This is a genomic window from Bacillus cereus (assembly GCF_002561295.1).
GTDB classification, from domain to species: domain Bacteria; phylum Bacillota; class Bacilli; order Bacillales; family Bacillaceae_G; genus Bacillus_A; species Bacillus_A cereus_S.
This window is the reverse complement of the sequence record NZ_NTUG01000045.1, coordinates 14,429-35,064: the sequence shown is the minus strand read 5'-3', so window position 1 is coordinate 35,064 and position 20,636 is coordinate 14,429. Positions and strand designations below refer to the sequence as shown.

Genomic DNA, 20,636 nt, shown 5'->3' with positions numbered 1-20,636 from the left:
ATGAAACAGATTTTGTTCATGGATACGACGCTTCGTGATGGCGAACAATCACCCGGAGTCAATTTAAATGAACAAGAAAAGTTACAGATTGCCAGGCAGTTAGAAAAACTCGGAATTCATGTAATGGAGGCGGGGTTTGCGGCAGCTTCTGAAGGTGATTTCCATTCAGTGAAACGTATTGCAGAAACGATCAAAAATGCTTCTGTTATGAGTCTAGCAAGGGCAAAGGAAAGTGATATTCAAAGAGCATATGAAGCAGTAAAAGGTGCGGTATCTCCGAGATTACATGTTTTTTTAGCAACGAGTGATATTCATATGAAATATAAGCTTTGTATGTCAAAAGAAGATGTGTTAGATAGTATTCATCGCTCTGTCACTTTAGGGAAATCTTTATTCCCGACAGTGCAATTTTCGGCAGAAGATGCAACGAGAACGGCGCTTCCTTTTTTAGCAGAAGCTGTAGAAGTTGCGATTCGTGCTGGAGCGGATGTTATCAATATTCCTGATACAGTTGGTTATACGAACCCAGAAGAATACTATTCTCTCTTTAAATACTTACAAGAATATGTTCCTTCATATGAAAAAACTATTTTCTCTTGCCATTGTCATGATGACCTTGGTATGGCGGTAGCAAATTCATTGGCGGCTATTGAAGGAGGCGCACTGCAAGTAGAAGGTACAATAAATGGAATTGGAGAGCGTGCGGGCAATGCTGCTTTAGAAGAGGTAGCGGTAGCTTTGCATATTCGGAGAGACTATTATGAAGCTCGGCCTTCTATGGTATTGAAAGAGATTAAAACAACAAGTACATTAGTAAGCCGATTAACGGGTATGATCGTTCCGAAAAACAAGGCGATTGTTGGCGCGAATGCATTTGCACATGAATCAGGCATTCATCAAGATGGCGTATTAAAAGAAGTAACAACATATGAAATTATTGAACCAGAACTAATTGGTGAATCGCAAAATTTATTTGTACTTGGAAAGCATTCTGGTCGTCACGCTTTTACTGAAAAAATGAAGGAACTTGGTTATGATTTTACAGAGGAAGAGCGGGATATAGCATTTCGTGCATTTAAGAGATTAGCAGATCGTAAAAAAGAGATTACGGAAGAAGATTTACGCGCATTAGTGCTAGGAGAAACAGCATTTCTAGCGCAGCAGTATAACATTAAACAACTGCAAGTGCATTTTGTTTCAAACAGTACGCAATGTGCAACAGTTGCACTGGAAGATGCGGAAGGTAATCTATACGAAGATGCAGCAACAGGAGCAGGAAGTATTGAGGCAATTTATAATGCAATTCAAAGAATTTTAGGATTGGAATGTGAGTTAGCAGATTATCGTATTCAATCCATTACACAAGGACAGGATGCATTGGCTCATGTTCATGTTGAATTAAAAGAAGGAACTCATCAAGTTGCAGGATTTGGTGTTGCGCAAGATGTATTAGAAGCATCGGCAAGAGCCTATGTGCATGCAGCAGGGAAATTAAAGGCTTTGCTATTGCTTGCAAAATAATGTTTGAGAAGTGGGGGATCTCCCCCGCTTCACTTAATAAAATTCAGAATAATCAGTTAAATATAAAAGGGGTGCTGATCATTGGAAAAACGTATTGTTTGTTTAGCGGGTGATGGTGTTGGACCAGAGATTATGGAGAGTGCAAAGAAAGTATTAAACATGGTAGAAAGATTATATGGTCACCACTTTTATTTACAAGATGAACCATTTGGGGGATATGCGATTGACTCGTGCGGGCAACCGTTGCCGTCAAGAACCTTAGCTGCATGTTTAGCAAGTGATGCCGTATTACTAGGTTCAGTTGGTGGGCCACGCTGGGATGAAGCGAAAGAAAGACCAGAAAAAGGATTGCTGGCGCTTCGAAAAGGACTTGGTGTATTTGCGAATGTTCGTCCTGTCACTGTAGATGCAGCAACCGCTCATTTATCCCCATTGAAGGCGGCCGATGAGGTGGATTTTGTTGTTGTTCGTGAATTAACGGGTGGGATTTATTTCTCCTTTCCGAAAGAAAAAACAGAAGAGGTAGCAACAGATACGCTTACCTATCATCGTCATGAAATTGAGCGCATTGCTTCTTACGCTTTTCAATTGGCGAGTAAACGTCGTAAAAAGGTCACTTCCATTGATAAAGCAAATGTTTTAGAGTCGAGTAAACTTTGGAGAGAAGTAACAGAAGAAGTAGCGTTACGCTATCCGGATATTGAACTTGAACATATTTTAGTAGACGCAGCGGCTATGGAATTGATCCGTAACCCAGGAAGGTTTGATGTTATTGTAACAGAGAATTTATTTGGTGATATTTTAAGTGATGAGGCCTCTGTATTAGCAGGCTCGCTCGGGATGCTTCCATCGGCAAGTCATGCGGAGAATGGTCCTTCACTGTATGAACCAATTCATGGATCAGCGCCAGATATTGCAGGGAAAAACAAAGTGAATCCAATTGCGATGATGCGTTCAGTTGCGATGATGCTCGGACAATCTTTTGAATTAAGAAGAGAAGGAGAAGCAATCGAAGAAGCGATTTTCGCAGTCCTTCGATCAGGGAAATGTACAGCTGATATAGGTGGGAATGAAACAACATCTTCTTTTACGAAGTGTGTACTACAAGAAATGGAAGAACAAGCATTAGTAGGGAGAGGGAGATAATGACGAAAAGATTACTAGATAAGCTGTGGGAAAGACACGTTGTTACGACAAATGAAAATGGATTAGATTTATTGTATATCGATCTTCATCTCGTACATGAAGTGACATCGCCGCAAGCCTTTGAAGGCTTGCGGCTTGCAAATCGGAATGTTCGGAGGCCGGATTTAACATTTGCAACGATGGATCATAATATTCCAACAAAGGATGTTTGGAATATTACAGATCGTATTGCGAAGCAACAATTAGATACGCTTCGTGAAAATTGTAAGCAATTTAATATTCCATTAGCGGATATTGATGATGAAAATCAAGGGATTGTCCATGTTATTGGTCCGGAACTTGGACTAACGCAACCGGGAAAGACCATTGTATGTGGTGATAGTCATACGGCAACGCATGGAGCTTTTGGAGCGCTTGCCTTTGGAATTGGTACAAGTGAAGTCGAGCATGTACTAGCGACCCAAACATTGTGGCAAAGAAAACCAAAAGCAATGGGGATTGAATTAAAAGGGGAATTACCAAACGGGGTATATGCAAAAGATATTATTTTACACCTCCTAGCTACATATGGGGTAGCGGTTGGAACTGGATATGTGATGGAGTTTTACGGAGAAGCAATCACAAATATGGAAATGGAAGAGCGCATGACACTTTGTAATATGGCGATTGAAGGCGGGGCAAAAGCAGGGATTATTGCGCCAGATGAAAAAACATTTGCTTATGTAAAAGGGCGTGAGTATGCGCCGGAAGAATTTGATTTGGCTGTAGCGAATTGGAAGGAACTTTATACTGAGTCAGATGCAATATATGATACTCATATTTCGGTAGATGTTGCTCAATTAGCACCATATGTAACATGGGGAACAAATCCAAGTATGGGTATGCGTATTGATGAACAGTTACCGGAAACACGTGATGAAAATGATGAACGAGCTTTTGCATATATGGGGCTTAAATCAGGGCAAAGTGCATTTGAAATTCCGGTTCAACATGTATTTATTGGTTCTTGTACAAATTCCCGTTTATCAGATTTAGAAATCGCCGCAGCTGTTGTAAAAGGAAAAAAGGTAAAAGAAGGGGTGCGAGCACTTGTTGTACCAGGATCCAAAAGAGTGCGAAAAGCAGCGATGGAGAAAGGGTTGCACCATATATTTGAAAAAGCAGGATTTGAATGGAGAGAGCCTGGGTGTTCTATGTGCCTTGGGATGAATCCAGATCAAGTGCCAGAAGGAGAACATTGTGCATCTACTTCCAATCGGAATTTTGAAGGGCGACAAGGGAAGGGTGCGAGAACACATTTAGTTAGTCCTGCGATGGCAGCGGCCGCAGCACTTTATGGTCATTTCGTTGATGTGAGAAAGGAGAGTTATGATGGAGCCATTTCATATTCATAAAGGAACTGTTGCTGTACTAATGAACGATAACATCGATACAGATCAAATTATTCCAAAACAATATTTAAAGAGGATTGAACGAACGGGTTTTGGGGAATTTTTATTTGATGAATGGCGTTATAGGGATGATAGGAAAGAGAATCCTAGTTTCCCACTAAATGCACCTGAACGAAAAGGTGCAAGTATACTCATTACAGGTGAAAATTTTGGCTGTGGTTCATCACGAGAGCATGCGCCATGGGCACTTGCTGACTATGGGTTTCGTGTTATTATCGCGGGGGGATTTGCAGACATTTTTTATATGAATTGTACGAAAAATGGCATGCTACCAATCGTTATGGAAAAAGAAATGCGTGAAAAATTAGCAGCTATTGATTCAAGAGACGTCATCGAAGTCGATTTAGAGAATGAAGTAATTACAACTTCGTTACACCGTTTTCACTTTACGATTGAAAAGATGTGGAAAGAAAAGCTATTAAGCGGTTTAGATGAAATTGGGATTACACTTCAATATGAACGAAAAGTTCAAGAATATGAACAAAAAATAGCTCGCTAGTTTTTTAGCGAGCTGTTATAAAAAATACATATAAGGCTATAATTGTGTTTACATTCTGAATTTTGTGTTATATACTATGTGAAAATAAGAGGAGAAAGGGAGTAAAGATTATGTTTACATTACAATCTATTAATCTTACACAACTACATCATCATACATAAACCCTTGAACCTAGCGTGAACAACGTGTAGGTACAAGGGTTATTCCCGTTGTACCTACACCCTATGAAAGGGCCTTGTAGGTATTTTTTCTACAAGGCCCTTTTTTATTTTGTTCGCGATTGCTATGGTAGGCCATACACTAAAAGAGGAAGTGTACTCATGAGAGCTTAAAGGAGTGTGAATTGATATGACAAAATGGAAGCGAGCAAATCCAGATGGAACAAGAGATTATGTTTTTGAAGAGTGTACGTTAATAGAAGAAGTTGAACAAAAATTAAGACGTACTTTTTTAGAAAGGGGTTATGAAGAAATTCGGACACCCACAATTGAATTTTATGATGTTTTTGCTTTTCGTAACAGGCCGATAGATGAAGAGAAAATGTATAAGTTTTTTGATCAGCAAGGGCGGATTATCGTTTTGAGACCTGATATGACAATTCCTCTAGCAAGGGTAATGGGAACACTCAGAGAGGATTTGGCTTTGAAGCTAACATATAGCGGGAATGTATTTCGAGCAAATGAATCATTATCTGGGAAATACAATGAAATCATTCAAACAGGGATTGAAATAATCGGGATTGATAATATACGTGCTGAAATTGAATGTATTGTAAGTGCAATTCATGCTCTTCAAGCTGTAGGGATTCAGTCTTTTACAATAGAATTGGGGCAAGTTCAGTTATACAAATGTATTGTTAAAAAGCTGTCATTTGGAGAAGAAGAGGAGTCGCTCTTACGTACGTATATTGAAAGTAAAAATTATGCAGAGCTGTCTCGTTTTTTACAAGAAAAGAATTTAGATCGAAGTGATGAAACGGTACAGTTACTTGAAAAATTACCAAGATTATTTGGAAACCTTGAAGTGATTGAGGAAGCGGAAAAACTTGCTTCAAACCATGAGATGAAGCAAGCGATAGCCAGAATAAAAGAAATCTATAAAACGATTGAAAAATTAGGATATGGTTCATATATATCAATCGATCTTGGGATGATTCAACATTTGCATTATTATACAGGAGTTATTTTTAGAGGTTATATATATGATGTTGGAGGAGAAATTGTTAGTGGCGGAAGGTACGATGAATTGCTTAGTAACTTTGGAGAACCAATGCCAGCGGTTGGTTTAGCTGTACAGGTAAACCAAATTGTACGGACATTACAAGAGCAGCAAAAAACGTTCAATCGAAAAAAATTAGATATGATCATTCATTATTCATTGGATATGATAGCCGAAGCAGAAAGGCTATGTGGTTTACTTCAGAAAGATGGATGGAAAGTAGAATTATCTATGTTTGAAAATTTGCAAGATACGTTTTATTTTGCGAAGAAAAATGGAATTATAAAAGTAATTGAAGCGACTGGAAAAGCATTAGTGGAATATGTATGGAAGGAAAAATGGGTAATACAGAAAGAAGGGGAATCTTCATGCGTAACATTCAAATTGCGTTAACAAAAGGAAGATTGGAAAAGCATGTCATTCCACTCTTTGAAAAGATTGGGATCGACTGTACGGAGTTGATGGATAAAGGAAGAAAGCTTGTATTTCAAAGCGCCAGTATGAATGTTTCCTTTATTCTAGTGAAAGCAGTAGATGTTGCGACTTATGTAGAACATGGTGTTGCAGACATTGGGATTGTCGGAAAAGATATTTTAATGGAATATGAGAAAGATATATACGAAATGGTCGATTTAGAAGTAGGGTGTTGTAAGTTTTGTGTCGCCTCTATCCCAACATATAACCCGAAAGGTTATCGGAAAAAGAGAATTGCTACAAAGTATCCACATATTACTTCCAATTATTTTCGAGATAAAGGTGAAGATGTAGAGATTATAAAAATAGAAGGTTCTGTGGAAATCGCTCCATTGCTCGGTTTAGCAGATGCAATCGTTGATATTGTAGAAACAGGAAAAACATTACAAGAAAATGGGTTGATTGTATTTGAAGAAATGTATTCAATCTCAGCTCGCATGATTGTGAATAAAGCTGCTTTAAAAACAAAAAAAGACGAAATATTCGATATTATCAATAAGATGGAGTGTGCAATTACTTCAGGTACATGCAAAGGGGGATTGTAATGGAGATTATTTATGGAGAGTATACAGAAGTGTTGAAGAGAATAAAACAGTTAAGAGAACAGGCTAATATAATAGAAGAAACTGTACAAATAGGCGTAAGAGAAATTGTAGAGCGGGTAAGAAAAAGGAAAGATGAGGCACTATTTTTTTATACCAAAAATTTTGATGGAATTGAATTGCAAAAGTTACGTGTTGCAAAAGAAGAAGTTGAAAAAGCGAGTAAATATGTAGATATTTCATTTCTAGAAGCGTTGCAAGAAGCGAAGAAAAATATTATTTCATACCATGAAAAACAAAAAAGACAACCTTTTATAGATTGTGAGGACGAAGGTGTGATTCGTGGTCAGTTAATTAGACCATTGAAAACGGTTGGTGTATATGTACCAGGAGGAACGGCATCTTATCCATCTTCTGTACTTATGAATGTGTTACCTGCCAAAATTGCTGGTGTTCAGAAAGTGGTAATGGTCACACCGCCAGGGAAAGAGGGAGTAGATCCACATATTTTGGCAGCTGCTGAAATTGCTGGTGTAGATGAAGTCTATACAGTAGGTGGGGCGCAAGCGATAGCAGCATTAGCATATGGGACGGAATCGATTCCGAAAGTTGATAAAATTGTCGGTCCAGGGAATATATATGTGGCTTTTGCAAAACGTGAGGTGTTTGGAGCGGTTCATATCGATATGATTGCAGGGCCATCTGAAATCGTCGTGATTGCTGATACAACTGGGAATGCATCTTTTATCGCAGCGGATTTGTTATCTCAAGCTGAACATGATGTGAGAGCAACAGCGATTTGTATTACAACTTGTATCGAACTTGCAAAAGAAGTAGCAAAGGAAATAGAAGTGCAACTTCAGGCATTACCAAGAAGTGAAATAGCTCGAGAATCAATAGAAAGAAATGGAGCGGTTGTCGTTGTTCCTTCGCTAGAGCAGGCGTTTCAGTTATCGAATGAAATAGCACCGGAACATTTAGAGTTACACATCAATGAACCGATGAATGCATTGAGCTATATTAAACATGCTGGCTCGATTTTTATTGGTCCATATGCACCAGAACCGCTCGGAGATTATTTTGCAGGCCCCAATCATGTATTGCCAACAAGTGGAACAGCACGTTTCTTTTCACCGTTATCAGTAGATGATTTTGTGAAAAAATCAAGCTTTGTATCCTATACGAAAGAAGCATTACAAAACGTTCAACATCATATTACAACACTTGCGGATAAAGAAGGATTACATGCTCATGCAAGGGCAATCCAAATTCGGTTTGAGGAGGAGAAATAATGCGTGAGGCAAGTCAAGTGCGGGGGACAACAGAAACAAAAATTAAATTGAGTTTACAACTAGATGAAAGTGCAAATGTGTCTATTCAAACAGGTGTTGGCTTTTTTGATCATATGCTAACTTTATTTGCAAAGCATGGGAGATTTGGTTTGCAAATTGAAGCAGAAGGTGATGTGTTTGTTGACGCTCATCATACTGTTGAAGATGTTGGAATTGTACTTGGTAATTGCTTAAAAGAGGCACTGCAAAATAAAGAAGGTATTAACCGCTACGGAGCAGCCTATGTACCAATGGATGAGGCTTTAGGTTTTGTAGCGATTGATATAAGTGGGAGGTCTTATCTCGTTTTCCAAGGCGAATTAAAAAATCCTAAGCTAGGAGATTTTGATACAGAATTGACAGAAGAGTTTTTTAGAGCGGTTGCCCATGCAGCAAATATCACATTACACGCTCGTATTTTATATGGAAGTAACACGCATCACAAAATTGAAGCATTATTTAAGGCGTTTGGACGCGCACTGCGTGAGGCGGTAGATAAAAATGACAACATTACTGGTGTAAATTCTACGAAAGGACTGTTGTAATTGATTGCGATTGTAGATTATGGGATGGGGAACATTCGGAGTGTTGAACAGGCACTAACGCGTATTGGTGCAGGACATATTGTAACTGATGATAAAGAAAGAATATTACAAAGTGACGGTGTGATTTTACCTGGAGTGGGAGCTTTTCCAAAAGCAATGGTTGCCCTGCAGGGAAAAGGTCTTGTTTCAGTGATTCAAGAAGTTGGAGTGCAAGAGAAACCACTTCTTGGGATTTGTTTAGGGATGCAACTTTTATTTGAAGAAAGTGAAGAAATAGAGAGAACAAAAGGGTTAGGTTTGTTACCAGGAGTGATTCGCAAGCTGGAAGTTCCTTATAAAATACCGCATATGGGCTGGAACCAATTAAAGAAGAAACGGGAAAATGAGTTGTGGAATGGCGTTGAAGATGGTTCATTTGTGTATTACGTTCACTCTTATTATGCAGATTGTCCAAGTGAAGTTGTATGTGGTAGTAGTGACTATGAGATTGATATTCCAGGTTTTGTAGCAAAAGGGAATATGTTTGGAGCGCAGTTTCATCCAGAAAAAAGTGGTGATATTGGGATACAAATATTAAAAAATTTTAAAGGAGTGGTAGAATCATGGAAATCTTCCCAGCTATCGATTTAAAACAAGGACGGTGCGTCCGACTATATCAAGGAGAGTTTCAAAAGGAAACAGTCATGAATGAAAATCCAGTTGCGCAAGCGTTATTGTTTGAAAAATTAGGAGCAAGAACATTGCACATTGTTGACCTTGATGGAGCGGTGGCTGGTCAATCGATGAATCTTTCTGTAATTGAAAATATATGTAAAGCAGTTCGAATTCCGGTTCAAGTAGGCGGAGGAATACGTTCTCTTGAAACAATTGAAAGGTTATTGTCAGTAGGAGTAGAAAAAGTCATTTTAGGGACGGCAGCATTATACGATCGTTCTTTTTTAGAAGAGGCAGTTCGTTTATATGGAGAAAATATTATTGTTGGTATTGATGCGAAAAATGGTTATGTTGCAACGAGAGGTTGGCTTGATGTGTCTGAAATTTCTTACATTGAACTCGCGAAGGAAATGGAAAATACCGGTGTACAAACGATTGTTTTTACCGATATTGCAAAAGACGGTACGTTAGAGGGACCAAACTTTGAGCAATTGCAATTACTACAGAAGGCAGTGGACATTCGTATTGTTGCATCGGGGGGAGTTTGCTCACTACAAGATGTACAAAAACTAAAAAATATGAATGTATATGGTGTGATTATTGGAAAAGCGTTATATGAAAAAACAATTGATTTAGAAGAGGCGTTGCAGGTGACAAAGATATGTTAACGAAGCGAATCATTCCATGTTTAGATGTGAAAGGTGGCCGCGTTGTAAAGGGTGTCAAATTTGTAGGATTACAAGATGTGGGAGATCCTGTTGAGATAGCTGATTTGTACAATCAAGCAGGTGCAGATGAAATTGTTTTTTTGGATATTACGGCGACGCATGAGGGAAGAAAGACGATTGTAGATGTTGTAGAGAGAGCTGCGTCAAAGTTGTTTATTCCACTTACAGTTGGGGGCGGGATTTCAACTGTTCAAGATATGTACGCCTTGCTAAGGGCAGGAGCTGATAAAGTTTCACTTAATTCAGCTGCAGTGCGAAATCCAAAGTTAATTCAGGAAGGCGCTGAACATTTCGGTTCGCAATGCATCGTGATAGCAATTGATGCAAGAGAAGTACGTGGAAATAAATGGCACGTATATGTAAACGGTGGACGAATGGATACGGGAATGGATGCTATACAATGGGCAAAGCAAGTAGAAAAATTAGGTGCGGGTGAAATTTTACTTACGAGTATGGATGCAGATGGTACGAAGGACGGATATGATCTTCGTTTGACAGAAGTCATCTCTAAAAGTATTTCTATACCAGTAATCGCATCGGGCGGATGTGGAAATGCTGAGCATATCGTAGAAGTATTTCAAAAAACATCAGCAAGCGCAGCTTTAGCGGCATCTATTTTTCATTATGGTGAATCGACTGTTCCAGAAGTAAAGAAAAAATTACAAGAAGCAAAAATTGAGGTGAGATTATGACGCCTGATTTCTCAAAAGGATTGTTACCGGCTGTTGTGGTAGAAGAAAAAACAAAAGAAATTTTGATGCTAGCATATATGAATGAAGAGGCGTATCAAAAAACGTTAGAAACAAAGAAAACATGGTTTTATTCGCGTTCTCGGCAAACGTTATGGAATAAAGGAGAAACGTCAGGGCATGTGCAGCATGTGCAATCACTTTATTTAGATTGTGATCAAGATTCGATTGTCATTATTGTTAAGCAAATAGGACCAGCTTGTCATACAGGAGAGAAGACATGCTTTCATTATAAAATCATATAAGGGGGAACTGAAGGTGGAAGACGTACTGAAGTCTTTATATGAAACTATTAGACAACGTAAAGAAAATCCAATTTTAGAATCATATACAAATTACTTATTTACAAAAGGTGAAGATAAAATTTTAAAGAAAATAGGGGAAGAATGTACAGAAGTTGTAATTGCTGCGAAAAATGATAATAAAGAAGAGCTTGTAAAAGAAATGGTCGATGTCATCTATCACTGTTTTGTTTTATTAGTTGAAAAAAATGTTTCGTTAGACGATGTGTTAGAAGAAGTAAAAGAGAGACAAGGACAGCTTTCGAAAATAGGGGAACGAAAAGAAATTGATACATTGTAAGGGGGAAAGTAAATGAAAGTGGACTATCATCTTCATTTAGAAGAAGGGCCGTATTCAATAAGGTGGCTGGCGAAAATTAATGAATCACTAGAATTTTTTCAGCCTCTTAAAGAAGAAAAACATTCGATTGAATGGCTTATGAAAACGCAAGACCGTTTAAAAAAACGTGTGCAAGAAGGACCGTTTACAGCAGAATGGATTGATTTTTATTTAGAAGAAGCTGTGCGGAAAGGCATAAAAGAAGTAGGAATTGTTGATCATCTCTATCGTTTTTATGAGGCAAAAGAGTATTACGAAAAATATGTAGATATTAGTGATTCGAAGCTAGGTTATTTGCAGAAAGAATGGTTAGAACAAGTGCGAGTAACATCGATTCACGATTTTACAAAGGCAATCCAAGAAGCAAAGGAGCGCTGGAGAAAACGGGGAGTCGTGCTGCGTCTTGGGATTGAAGCGGATTATTTTATTGGTGGCGAGCAGGAGTTAGAAGGTTTGTTGGCATTAGGTGATTGGGATTACGTCATTGGTTCAGTACATTTTATTGATGGATGGGGATTTGATAATCCAGATACGAAAGAATACTTTGAAAACCATCAGCTACATACATTGTATGATGTGTTTTTTGCAACAGTTGAAAAAGCTGTTCGTTCGAGATTGTTTGATATTGTAGCGCATCTTGATAATATAAAAGTATTTAATTATCGATTAGATGAAAATGTTCAGATTCCATATTACGAAAAAATTGCTAAGGCATTAATAGAAACGAATACAGCAACAGAAGTAAATGCGGGATTATATTATCGTTATCCTGTTCAAGAGATGTGTCCAAGTCCGCTTTATTTGCAAGTATTAGCGAAATATCAAGTGCCAATCACTCTTTCGTCAGATGCTCATTATCCAATTGATTTAGGAAATTATGTCGAGCAAAATGTGAAAACATTACGTAATCATGGTATCTCTCATGTAGCTACATTTGAAAAACGAGTGAGGAAGATGCAACTGCTTGAAGTAGAAACAATAACTGTTTTAAAGTAAAAAATGATTTTGTGATGAAAATCTTTCTTTTTGTTCAAAATAAGAAAGAATGATAAAGGAGGGTTTGAAATGACAAAACAACAAAATAAACAGAACTTACAAGTGACGAATCAAAGCTATACTTCCCAAACGAACGAGGAAGTCAATTCTGTGACCCAAGAACAAATTAGTGATACGGTGGCAGAAGGGACAATTGATGCGAAACTTGGAAAACAATCGAGTGAAGAACAATAAGTAAAAAGGGGAGATAAATATCTCCTCTTTTCTTATGAGAAAAAGTGTCAGTTTTCAAAACTATAATCAAATTTCTTGGCTTTTTTAACTTAGATTTCTTACAATATACTATAGGGAAATTCCTATTTTTTAATAGAAGAGGTGCTTAGTAATGGCAAAAATATTAGTAGCAGGAAATATTCCAGAAATCGGATTACAGTTATTACAAAACCATGAAATAGAAATGTATGACAAAGAAGAATTAATTAGTAACGAAGAATTAGCAGAGCGTATTGCGGGTAAAGATGCGCTGTTAAGCTTACTTTCTACAAAGGTAACAAAAGAAGTCATTGATGCAGCACCTGATTTGAAAATCATCGCTAACTACGGTGCAGGTTACGATAATATTGATTATAAGTATGCGCTGGAGAAAGGAATCGCAGTTACCAATACACCAAAAGTTTCAACAGAAGCAACAGCGGAGTTAACGTTTGCTCTTCTTTTAGCGGCTGCAAGACGAATTCCAGAAGGAGATACGTTGTGTCGTACAGTTGGATTTAATGGTTGGGCACCACTCTTTTTCCTTGGCAGAGAAGTATATGGGAAGACAATCGGGGTTATTGGTCTTGGAGAAATTGGAAAAGCAGTTGCGAAACGTGCAAAGGCATTTGGAATGAATGTGATTTATACAGGCCCAAATCGTAAGCAAGAGGTAGAAGCAGAATTAGATGCAACGTATGTAACATTAGACGAGTTATTGCAAACAGCAGATTTTATTACAATTAATTGTGCGTATAACCCAAGTCTGCACCATATGATTGATGAAGAACAATTTAAAATGATGAAGAAAACAGCATATATTGTAAATGCAGCGCGTGGTCCTATCATGAATGAACTAGCGCTTGCTCATGCGTTAGAAACAAATGAAATTGAAGGGGCGGCTCTTGATGTGTTTGAGTTTGAACCGAAAATTACAGAGAAATTAAAAGGATTGAAAAATGTTGTTCTCACGCCGCATGTAGGAAATGCAACGTTTGAAACACGTGATGCTATGGCTGAAGTGGCAGTTCGTAATATTTTAGCTGTATTAGAAGGAGAAGGACCCGTAACACCTGTAAATCAAAAAGTATTAGTTACAAAATAAAGAAAGAGCCTTCNNGAAGGCTCTTTCTTTATTTTTCTTTATTTGCTCGTTTTTTATGAGAAGGTCTGTGCCTAATAAATTGAGATAACATATACAAAATATAAAGTGGGATGGCAATAAATAAAAATACTGACATGTTGCCAAAGCTTGTTCTATACATTGTGACAATAATTCCAATTAAAAAGAGTGTAACAATAATACTATATCGTGGAATTGGTACATCTTTTAAACTTGGGATGCGAATACGACTTACCATTAAAAATGCAAACGTTACAAATACTGTAATGAGGACAATTTTTGGAATGGTATGTGAAAATAGTGTTAAGAAGGCAACGAGTCCTCCTGCTGCAGTAATAGGAACGCCAGTGAAATACTTCATAGAAGTCGAGGAAGGCGTTACATTAAATCGTGCTAAACGATATGCTCCGAACAGAGGGAATAATCCTGCTATGTATAGTCCGATAATTCCATAGTTGGAAAAAGAAGTGTAGTACATTAAAACTGCCGGTGCAGCTCCAAATGTGACAACATCTGCTAGTGAATCAAGTTCTTTCCCCATTTGTGAATCCACGCGTAATAAACGAGCAACCCGACCATCAAGACTATCTAACATCATCCCGATTAGTACTAAAATAGCAGCTGATTTATAATACCCTAAAGATGCGTAGCCGATTGATAAAAATCCACTGTATAAATTTCCGAGCGTAAATAAGTTTGGAATTGCTGCTCTATACAAAATCTGATCCCTTGCTTTCTGTAATAAATTCTTAATTAGTGTATGAAAAGTTACTTATTTTATCATACCATAAATTTCTTACCACGTACGAAAAAATTACCATTTTGTGAAAGATTTCATAAAGTAAAACCTCATATAGTAATGTGTTTCATGAAGGTGAGTTTCAGGAGTAGTTTATCCTTCGTTTAGCTTTTTTATTTTGACTAACCTTGAGTCACAGGGCGAAAACACCCGCTTATGGAAATAAAAGGTGACTCGTACTTTCGATTATGAGATGAGTGTGTTTATCTGTACTTGGATACGTTCTCTCGTTTGAAAAGGAATGTATGAATTGTATTCATATAGATACGATGTGGATAAAAAGATAAAGATGTAGGTAAGAAAGAAGCACCTTCAAATTGTTAATATTCGAAGATGCTTTTAAGGTTATTCAAATTTAGTTATCATCGATCCTGTTTTGTATTTATTGTTAGGATCAAACCGTAATAAATCTCCATAAATAAGCTTATCAGAATAAGTTAATTCTGTTTTCGCTTTTTCAATATATGGCTGGCAAATTGCTAAATCAATTGGTTCACCTGTGCTCTTTTTATAGCACATATTTTTTGTGTAAACATAATCGTTTGTTACAAAACTACCATCACGCATAATCATAAGCGGGTCTTCGCTTTTCGTAAATAAATCAGTACCAAATTCAATAGATTGGTTTGTTTTAATACCGAGTAAATGAAGTAATGTTGGTTTTAGATCAATTTGTCCAGATACTTTGGAAATCGTTTTCCCTTCTTGACCGGGAACATGAATAATAAGTGGCACACGTTGCAGCTGCATCGAATCAAATGGCGTTATAGATTCCTTACCGAGGAATTGTGCCATAGCAGCATTATGATTTTCAGAAATTCCATAATGATCTCCATAAATAACAATAACCGAATTATCGTATAATCCTTCTTCTTTTAATTGATTGATAAATAGTTTAAGAGCTTCATCTGTATAGCGAACGGTTGGGAAATAACGATTTAATACATCGCTCTCAGAATTATACTCATTAATATATTGATCTTCTGGATTTAAAAGAAATGGAAAATGATTTGTTAATGTAATAAATTTTGTATAAAACGGTTGTGGTAAAGATTTAAGTTTTGGAATTGATTGCTCGAAAAATTCTTTATCTTTTAATCCCCAACCAACAGACATTTGTTCTGTTCCGGTATAATCATTTAGGTTAAAGTAACGATCATATCCAAGTGCTGGATACATTACATCTCGATTCCAAAATGTTTTATCATTCGAATGGAAGACAGCAGAATAGTATCCATGTTCCTTTAACTGCTCAGGAGTTGCTGTGTACTCATTATTTGCATGAGTAAAGAATACAGAGCCACGATCTAATGGGTAGAGTGAATTTTCCACAATAAATTCGGCATCAGATGTTTTTCCTTGTCCAGTTTGATGATAAAAGTTATCGAAGTAATAACTTTCTTTTATAAACTGATTTAAAAATGGAGTGATTTCTTTTCCATTAATTTTCTTGTTGATTACAAAATTTTGTGTTGATTCCATGGAAATTAAAATGACGTTTTTTCCTTTTGCAGCTCCAAATAAATTTTTATCAACTTTTGTATCTTTTGAGTTTACATAATTTTCAATTTCAGAAAAACCGTCTCCACTTGCAAATACACGCTCTGTAGAAGATTTAGACTGAAGTGTAAGATCAAATAGATGATAGGTGTATAAACCTAGGTTTTTCACAACAGTTTGACGGTCAAAAGAATGTGAAAACAACTGAGGCTTATGAACGACAGCCACGGTAATTTGCAATGCGAGTAAAGCTGTTACACCACTACAGAAGCTTCGTTTTTCAGATCGTGATAGCGGTGTGCTATCACAAAAACTTGGGAATTTACGCGAAAGGAACATTAGAATAATTGTATCTGTAAATAGAAGTAATGTTTTGTACGTAAATAGTTCTTTAATGCTTGTTCCTAAATCCGCCATATTATTTGTTTGGAATAGTACAGGAAATGTGACAAAGTCATTATAAAATCCATAAAACATCGCGTTTCCAAATAAAATAAATGACAGCAAAAAGCTGATGCCAATAATAAGGCGATTTCGATATTTTGTTGCAAATAAAGCTAGGCCAAAAAATAAAAGCAATGAAGCAATTGGATTAAATAAAAGCATCATTTCTTCGAAGAAGCTATCAATTTTAATATCGAAGGCTAGCTTGTACACAATATATGTTTTGATCCATAATAAAACGACTGCAACAAGTGCAAATCGTAATTTTGGAAACAAATGTTGTAACATAATATACTCCTCTCTTATACGTATGACAGTTCTAGTGATTGTACTTTCATGAATAGAAGTTTCACTTTATATATACGAACAGCCTTATATGTTTATGATTATTATACTACGTGTACTATTATACGAGAACAAAACGGAATTGTGGATGCTTTTTGTAACAATCGATTAGAAAAAGAGAAGTGGGAGACAATAAAGTGAAACTTTATTAAATGGATGGTCTGTATAATCCGTTGATTTAAATCGCACGATAAAAACGTTTTGTAAGGATATGGAGGTTGTAATGAGAAAGTTATTTTGTTTAGCACTATGTAGTGTTTTTATATTATTTGTTTCTCCAGCAGCGATGGCAGCACAATATGATGTGCCTTTGGTAGAAGATGCACTCTATTCTGTATTATTTCCGAAAATAAATGTTGCAATTGAAAAGCATTATGGAAAACTAAAGCCATATGATTGTCCAAAAATTGTGAGTCTAAAAAAAACCTACAGTGGTACATATTTATTTCAAGCTGTCATTGAAGTAACAAAATATGAGGCTGGGATAGGTGGGAAAGTACTTCCGCCATTTGAAAAAGTTAGTATTACATTTAACAATGATGAAGGAGAGTGGATTGTGCAAAAAATAGATATAAAGCGCTTACCAAATGGTACAAAATTAAATTGTAAAAAACCAATATAAAAAAATGTTTGACAAATAATTTATTCGTTTGGTATTGTTAATACCAATATAAGATGTTTGAAAATTAAATAGACTTACCTCATCTACTCTCAAAGGTAGAGGCCGCGATAGGAAAGAGTAAGCTATGGGAGATTCAGTGGAATCTTTGATCATAGATTGAAAGGGACTATTGCCGAAATATAAGAGTGACCACCTCATTCATATATTGGGACTACATTGAATAAATGTAGTACTGTCATAAGATTTTATTTTATGGAGAGCTATTTGGAGATGTTGATGCGGTTTCTTATTTGAGAAGATAACAACTCGTTTATTTTTTCATGATACATTATTCCTAATAAGAAACGCGTGTGAACATTGTTCCGCGCGTTTTTTGTTTACCTAAAAGCGTGCTGCAATGAATAGAAGAAGATTGGGGTTATGAGTTTTAGAGGAAATAAGGGAGGAATTCAAATGTATTTACACGGCACAAGCCGAATCAATGACCAAGGACACTTAGAAATTGGAGGATGCGATACAACGCAGCTAGCGAAACAATATGGAACACCGCTTTATGTATACGATGAGACTGCTATTAGGGAAAAATGTCGCGCATTTCATCGTGCATTTCAGGAAAGTGGGTTCTCTTATCAAGTAGCGTATGCAAGTAAGGCGTTCTTGTGCATGGAGATGTGCCGAGTGGCTCGTGAAGAGAATATGTCATTAGATGTTGTTTCTGGCGGGGAATTATATACGGCTTTGCAAGCTGGTTTTCCTGCATCACGTATTCATTTTCATGGTAATAATAAAACAGAAGAAGAGATTGTAATGGCACTTCAGGCGAACATTGGTTGTTTTGTTGTAGATAACTTTTTTGAGATGGAGATACTGCATGATTTAGCAGAACAGTATGGGAAAAATGTTAACATATTAATTCGAGTTACACCTGGAGTAGAGGCGCATACTCATGAATATATTACAACAGGGCAAGATGATTCGAAATTTGGTTTTGGGATTTCAACTGGTCAAGCAATGCAGGCAATTCAAATCGCACTAGAGAAATCAAATTATAATGTATTGGGAATTCATTCGCATATCGGATCGCAAATTTTTGAAACAGCAGGATTTGTTCGAGCGATTGAAGTATTGCATCATTTTCTAGAAGAGATAAGAGAACAGACTAGTTATGTTGCAACGGTGTTAAATGTCGGTGGAGGTTTTGGAATTCGCTATACGGAAGCTGATACACCACTTACACTTGAAACGTATGTGCATGCTGTAACTGAGGTTGTTAGAGAACAATTTACAAAAAATAATTATCCTCTTCCTGAAATATGGATTGAACCAGGGCGTAGTATCGTTGGGGATGCAGGAACAACAATTTATACCGTAGGAGCTGTAAAAGATATTCCAAGCATTCGCAAATATGTGTCAGTAGATGGTGGAATGACGGATAATTTAAGACCAGCTTTATATGGAGCGCGTTATGAGGCAATGCTTGCAAATAGAGGAAGAGAAAATGCTAAAGAAGTTGTCTCGATTGCTGGAAAATGTTGTGAGAGTGGCGATATGCTTATTTGGGATATAGAGTTGCCGCAAGTTATTTCGGGCGATCTATTAGCAATTTCTTGTACAGGAGCATATGGATATTCTATGGCTAATAATTATAATCGTATTCGCAGACCAGCTGTAGTGTTTGCAAAAGGCGGGACTTCACAAGTTGTTGTTGAACGTGAAACATATGAAAATATAATTGGGAACGATCGCATACGTATAAAAGAGCTTGTTTAAGTGATAAAGTGAAACTTTAATCAGTGGGGATCTTACTGTCCGTTAATGCGGGGTAAAAAGGAATTGTTCAAATTGAACAATTCCTTTTTAAAAAAAATATAAAATATATCGGAAAACTAGGATTGAAAAAAATCAGAATTATGATAAAATACAAATACAAAGCTTATCAAGAGAAGCGGAGGGAACTGGCCCGATGAAGCTCGGCAACCTGCTTATAGGAGCAAGGTGCTAAGTCCAGCAAAATGGCATCCATTTTGAAAGATAAGGTAAAATATATTACCGAACAGTCTTTTCGAAATGGAAAAGATTTTTTTTATGAATAAAAAGGGGGGCTGTTCGTGGGAGTGCGTGGACATTTTGACGAAGTAGCTGAAAAGGTTCAAGCGATGCTTGCTGATATGAAATATGGTTCTATTACAATTGTTGTGCAAGATGGAAAAGTGATTCAGCTTGAAAAAAGTGAAAAAGTACGCTTAAAGTAAAAAGCGCTGACTAGAAAAACTAGAGGCGGTTTTAATCTATTTTATTAGGTTAAAACCGTCTTTTTGCGTTACAGGGGGAAACGATATGTTGACGTATGAAGTGTGGAAAGAGGACTTTGTTTCTTTTTCTGAGGAAGATGAAACAAAGGGCGCGTTGCCAGTCTTAGAGTGGGCGTATAAACATTATGAGGATAATATTGTATACGCATGTAGCTTTGGTGTAGAGGGAATGGTATTACTGCATTTAATAAACCAAGTAAATCCATCTGCAAAAGTTGTATTTTTAGACACAAATGTTCATTTTCAAGAAACATACGATTTAATTAAACGAGTGCGTGAAAGGTTTCCGGATCTCGAAATTATCGAAAAGCAACCTTCGCTTACGCTTGAAGAGCAAGCAAAAAAACATGGAGATAAGCTGTGGGAACATAATCCCAATCTTTGTTGTAGATTAAGAAAAATTTTACCGCTTGAAGAATCTTTAGCGAATGGAAAAGCGTGGATATCAGGGCTAAGAAGGGAACAATCAGAAACGCGTAAATATACAAAATTTATCAATCAAGATCATCGCTTTCAGTCTATTAAAATTTGTCCGCTTATTCATTGGACATGGAAGGAAGTCTGGCGTTATGTATTCAAGCATCATTTACCTTACAATCCACTGCATGACGTCGGGTATCCAAGTATAGGGTGTGAAAAATGTACGTTGCCGGTAGGTGATGGAGGAGATTCAAGGGATGGACGATGGGCTGGAAAGATGAAAACGGAATGTGGGCTTCATGATCAATAAGGTCTAAATTCATTTTAATACATTTCAAAGAGGA

Annotated in this window: 22 protein-coding genes and 2 riboswitches; of the genes, 20 read left to right on the top strand and 2 right to left on the bottom strand. The window is 36.9% G+C overall.

Annotated elements, in window-relative coordinates; all coding sequences use genetic code 11:
* The 16 genes from CN373_RS22065 to CN373_RS21990 all read left to right on the top strand — a co-directional run bounded on the left by CN373_RS22065 (position 1) and on the right by CN373_RS21990 (position 13,832).
* On the top strand, positions 1-1,521 hold the full coding sequence (locus tag CN373_RS22065) for a 2-isopropylmalate synthase (protein ID WP_000809572.1): 1,521 nt from the start codon (positions 1-3) through the stop codon (positions 1,519-1,521).
* Positions 1,522-1,602: 81 nt separating this feature from the next.
* A complete protein-coding gene (gene leuB, locus CN373_RS22060; RefSeq protein WP_098360151.1) occupies positions 1,603-2,667 on the top strand; it encodes a 3-isopropylmalate dehydrogenase in 1,065 nt (354 codons plus the stop codon).
* Entirely contained in the window at positions 2,667-4,061 is a 1,395-nt protein-coding gene (leuC, locus tag CN373_RS22055) for a 3-isopropylmalate dehydratase large subunit (protein WP_000166836.1), read from the top strand. Before leuB ends, leuC begins: the two co-directional genes overlap by 1 nt.
* Positions 4,039-4,617, top strand: a complete 579-nt coding sequence (leuD, locus tag CN373_RS22050) for a 3-isopropylmalate dehydratase small subunit (protein WP_000433137.1) — start codon at positions 4,039-4,041, stop codon at positions 4,615-4,617. The genes leuC and leuD overlap by 23 nt, the downstream gene beginning before the upstream one ends.
* Positions 4,618-4,965: 348 nt before the next feature.
* Entirely contained in the window at positions 4,966-6,228 is a 1,263-nt protein-coding gene (gene hisZ, locus CN373_RS22045; RefSeq protein WP_000170285.1) for an ATP phosphoribosyltransferase regulatory subunit, read from the top strand.
* Positions 6,204-6,854, top strand: coding sequence for an ATP phosphoribosyltransferase (gene hisG, locus CN373_RS22040; RefSeq protein WP_001244466.1), 651 nt, complete (start codon positions 6,204-6,206; stop codon positions 6,852-6,854). The genes hisZ and hisG overlap by 25 nt, the downstream gene beginning before the upstream one ends.
* Positions 6,854-8,143, top strand: a complete 1,290-nt coding sequence (gene hisD / locus CN373_RS22035) for a histidinol dehydrogenase (protein WP_000402936.1) — start codon at positions 6,854-6,856, stop codon at positions 8,141-8,143. Before hisG ends, hisD begins: the two co-directional genes overlap by 1 nt.
* Positions 8,143-8,727, top strand: coding sequence for an imidazoleglycerol-phosphate dehydratase HisB (hisB, locus tag CN373_RS22030; RefSeq protein ID WP_001206301.1), 585 nt, complete (start codon positions 8,143-8,145; stop codon positions 8,725-8,727). Before hisD ends, hisB begins: the two co-directional genes overlap by 1 nt.
* Positions 8,728-9,357, top strand: coding sequence for an imidazole glycerol phosphate synthase subunit HisH (gene hisH, locus CN373_RS22025; RefSeq protein ID WP_000560643.1), 630 nt, complete (start codon positions 8,728-8,730; stop codon positions 9,355-9,357).
* Positions 9,330-10,049 carry a 1-(5-phosphoribosyl)-5-[(5-phosphoribosylamino)methylideneamino]imidazole-4-carboxamide isomerase gene (gene hisA, locus CN373_RS22020; RefSeq protein WP_000402317.1) on the top strand — a complete coding sequence of 240 codons (720 nt, stop codon included), beginning with the start codon at positions 9,330-9,332 and terminating at the stop codon, positions 10,047-10,049. Before hisH ends, hisA begins: the two co-directional genes overlap by 28 nt.
* Positions 10,043-10,801 carry an imidazole glycerol phosphate synthase subunit HisF gene (gene hisF, locus CN373_RS22015; protein ID WP_000956434.1) on the top strand — a complete coding sequence of 253 codons (759 nt, stop codon included), beginning with the start codon at positions 10,043-10,045 and terminating at the stop codon, positions 10,799-10,801. Before hisA ends, hisF begins: the two co-directional genes overlap by 7 nt.
* A complete protein-coding gene (gene hisI / locus CN373_RS22010; RefSeq protein ID WP_000186704.1) occupies positions 10,798-11,103 on the top strand; it encodes a phosphoribosyl-AMP cyclohydrolase in 306 nt (101 codons plus the stop codon). Before hisF ends, hisI begins: the two co-directional genes overlap by 4 nt.
* 13 nt (positions 11,104-11,116) lie before the next feature.
* A complete protein-coding gene (gene hisE / locus CN373_RS22005) occupies positions 11,117-11,440 on the top strand; it encodes a phosphoribosyl-ATP diphosphatase (protein WP_000390411.1) in 324 nt (107 codons plus the stop codon).
* A gap of 12 nt (positions 11,441-11,452) precedes the next feature.
* Positions 11,453-12,475 carry a histidinol phosphate phosphatase domain-containing protein gene (locus tag CN373_RS22000; protein ID WP_000861859.1) on the top strand — a complete coding sequence of 341 codons (1,023 nt, stop codon included), beginning with the start codon at positions 11,453-11,455 and terminating at the stop codon, positions 12,473-12,475.
* Positions 12,476-12,544: 69 nt separating this feature from the next.
* The gene (locus CN373_RS21995) at positions 12,545-12,709 is read left to right on the top strand and encodes a DUF4025 domain-containing protein (protein ID WP_000166332.1); all 165 of its coding nucleotides are present in this window, start codon (positions 12,545-12,547) and stop codon (positions 12,707-12,709) included.
* Positions 12,710-12,860: 151 nt separating this feature from the next.
* A complete protein-coding gene (locus CN373_RS21990) occupies positions 12,861-13,832 on the top strand; it encodes a 2-hydroxyacid dehydrogenase family protein (RefSeq protein ID WP_001062868.1) in 972 nt (323 codons plus the stop codon).
* A 28-nt stretch (positions 13,833-13,860) separates the two neighbouring features.
* On the opposite strand, the gene pssA is transcribed toward CN373_RS21990, so the two are convergent.
* A complete protein-coding gene (pssA, locus tag CN373_RS21985; RefSeq protein WP_000285427.1) occupies positions 13,861-14,568 on the bottom strand; it encodes a CDP-diacylglycerol--serine O-phosphatidyltransferase in 708 nt (235 codons plus the stop codon).
* A 426-nt stretch (positions 14,569-14,994) separates the two neighbouring features.
* Positions 14,995-16,881, bottom strand: coding sequence for an LTA synthase family protein (locus CN373_RS21980; protein ID WP_098360150.1), 1,887 nt, complete (start codon positions 16,879-16,881; stop codon positions 14,995-14,997).
* 280 nt (positions 16,882-17,161) lie between these two features.
* Between CN373_RS21980 and CN373_RS21975 the strand changes: the two genes are divergently transcribed.
* From CN373_RS21975 to CN373_RS21960, 4 genes are all read left to right on the top strand, one after another.
* The gene (locus CN373_RS21975) at positions 17,162-17,560 is read left to right on the top strand and encodes a DUF3888 domain-containing protein (protein ID WP_001228375.1); all 399 of its coding nucleotides are present in this window, start codon (positions 17,162-17,164) and stop codon (positions 17,558-17,560) included.
* A gap of 88 nt (positions 17,561-17,648) precedes the next feature.
* Positions 17,649-17,831: riboswitch (Lysine riboswitch) on the top strand.
* 182 nt (positions 17,832-18,013) lie between these two features.
* A complete protein-coding gene (gene lysA, locus CN373_RS21970) occupies positions 18,014-19,330 on the top strand; it encodes a diaminopimelate decarboxylase (protein WP_000280631.1) in 1,317 nt (438 codons plus the stop codon).
* 160 nt (positions 19,331-19,490) lie between these two features.
* A riboswitch (SAM riboswitch) is annotated at positions 19,491-19,598 on the top strand.
* A 70-nt stretch (positions 19,599-19,668) separates the two neighbouring features.
* A complete protein-coding gene (locus CN373_RS21965; protein ID WP_000538904.1) occupies positions 19,669-19,812 on the top strand; it encodes a YezD family protein in 144 nt (47 codons plus the stop codon).
* An 85-nt stretch (positions 19,813-19,897) separates the two neighbouring features.
* Positions 19,898-20,602 (top strand): phosphoadenylyl-sulfate reductase, encoded by a 705-nt coding sequence (locus tag CN373_RS21960; protein ID WP_000959028.1) that lies wholly within the window; start codon positions 19,898-19,900, stop codon positions 20,600-20,602.
* The last annotated feature ends 34 nt before the right edge of the window (positions 20,603-20,636 follow it).

Coding starts and splice junctions, on each gene's coding strand:
- CN373_RS22065 (WP_000809572.1), top strand. CDS start 1: ATGAAACAGATTTTGTTCATGGATACGACGCTTCGTGATGGCGAACAA.
- leuC (WP_000166836.1), top strand. CDS start 2,667: ATGACGAAAAGATTACTAGATAAGCTGTGGGAAAGACACGTTGTTACG.
- leuD (WP_000433137.1), top strand. CDS start 4,039: ATGGAGCCATTTCATATTCATAAAGGAACTGTTGCTGTACTAATGAAC.
- hisZ (WP_000170285.1), top strand. CDS start 4,966: ATGACAAAATGGAAGCGAGCAAATCCAGATGGAACAAGAGATTATGTT.
- hisG (WP_001244466.1), top strand. CDS start 6,204: ATGCGTAACATTCAAATTGCGTTAACAAAAGGAAGATTGGAAAAGCAT.
- hisD (WP_000402936.1), top strand. CDS start 6,854: ATGGAGATTATTTATGGAGAGTATACAGAAGTGTTGAAGAGAATAAAA.
- hisB (WP_001206301.1), top strand. CDS start 8,143: ATGCGTGAGGCAAGTCAAGTGCGGGGGACAACAGAAACAAAAATTAAA.
- hisA (WP_000402317.1), top strand. CDS start 9,330: ATGGAAATCTTCCCAGCTATCGATTTAAAACAAGGACGGTGCGTCCGA.
- hisF (WP_000956434.1), top strand. CDS start 10,043: ATGTTAACGAAGCGAATCATTCCATGTTTAGATGTGAAAGGTGGCCGC.
- hisI (WP_000186704.1), top strand. CDS start 10,798: ATGACGCCTGATTTCTCAAAAGGATTGTTACCGGCTGTTGTGGTAGAA.
- CN373_RS22000 (WP_000861859.1), top strand. CDS start 11,453: ATGAAAGTGGACTATCATCTTCATTTAGAAGAAGGGCCGTATTCAATA.
- CN373_RS21995 (WP_000166332.1), top strand. CDS start 12,545: ATGACAAAACAACAAAATAAACAGAACTTACAAGTGACGAATCAAAGC.
- CN373_RS21990 (WP_001062868.1), top strand. CDS start 12,861: ATGGCAAAAATATTAGTAGCAGGAAATATTCCAGAAATCGGATTACAG.
- CN373_RS21980 (WP_098360150.1), bottom strand. CDS start 16,881: ATGTTACAACATTTGTTTCCAAAATTACGATTTGCACTTGTTGCAGTC.
- CN373_RS21975 (WP_001228375.1), top strand. CDS start 17,162: ATGAGAAAGTTATTTTGTTTAGCACTATGTAGTGTTTTTATATTATTT.
- lysA (WP_000280631.1), top strand. CDS start 18,014: ATGTATTTACACGGCACAAGCCGAATCAATGACCAAGGACACTTAGAA.
- CN373_RS21960 (WP_000959028.1), top strand. CDS start 19,898: ATGTTGACGTATGAAGTGTGGAAAGAGGACTTTGTTTCTTTTTCTGAG.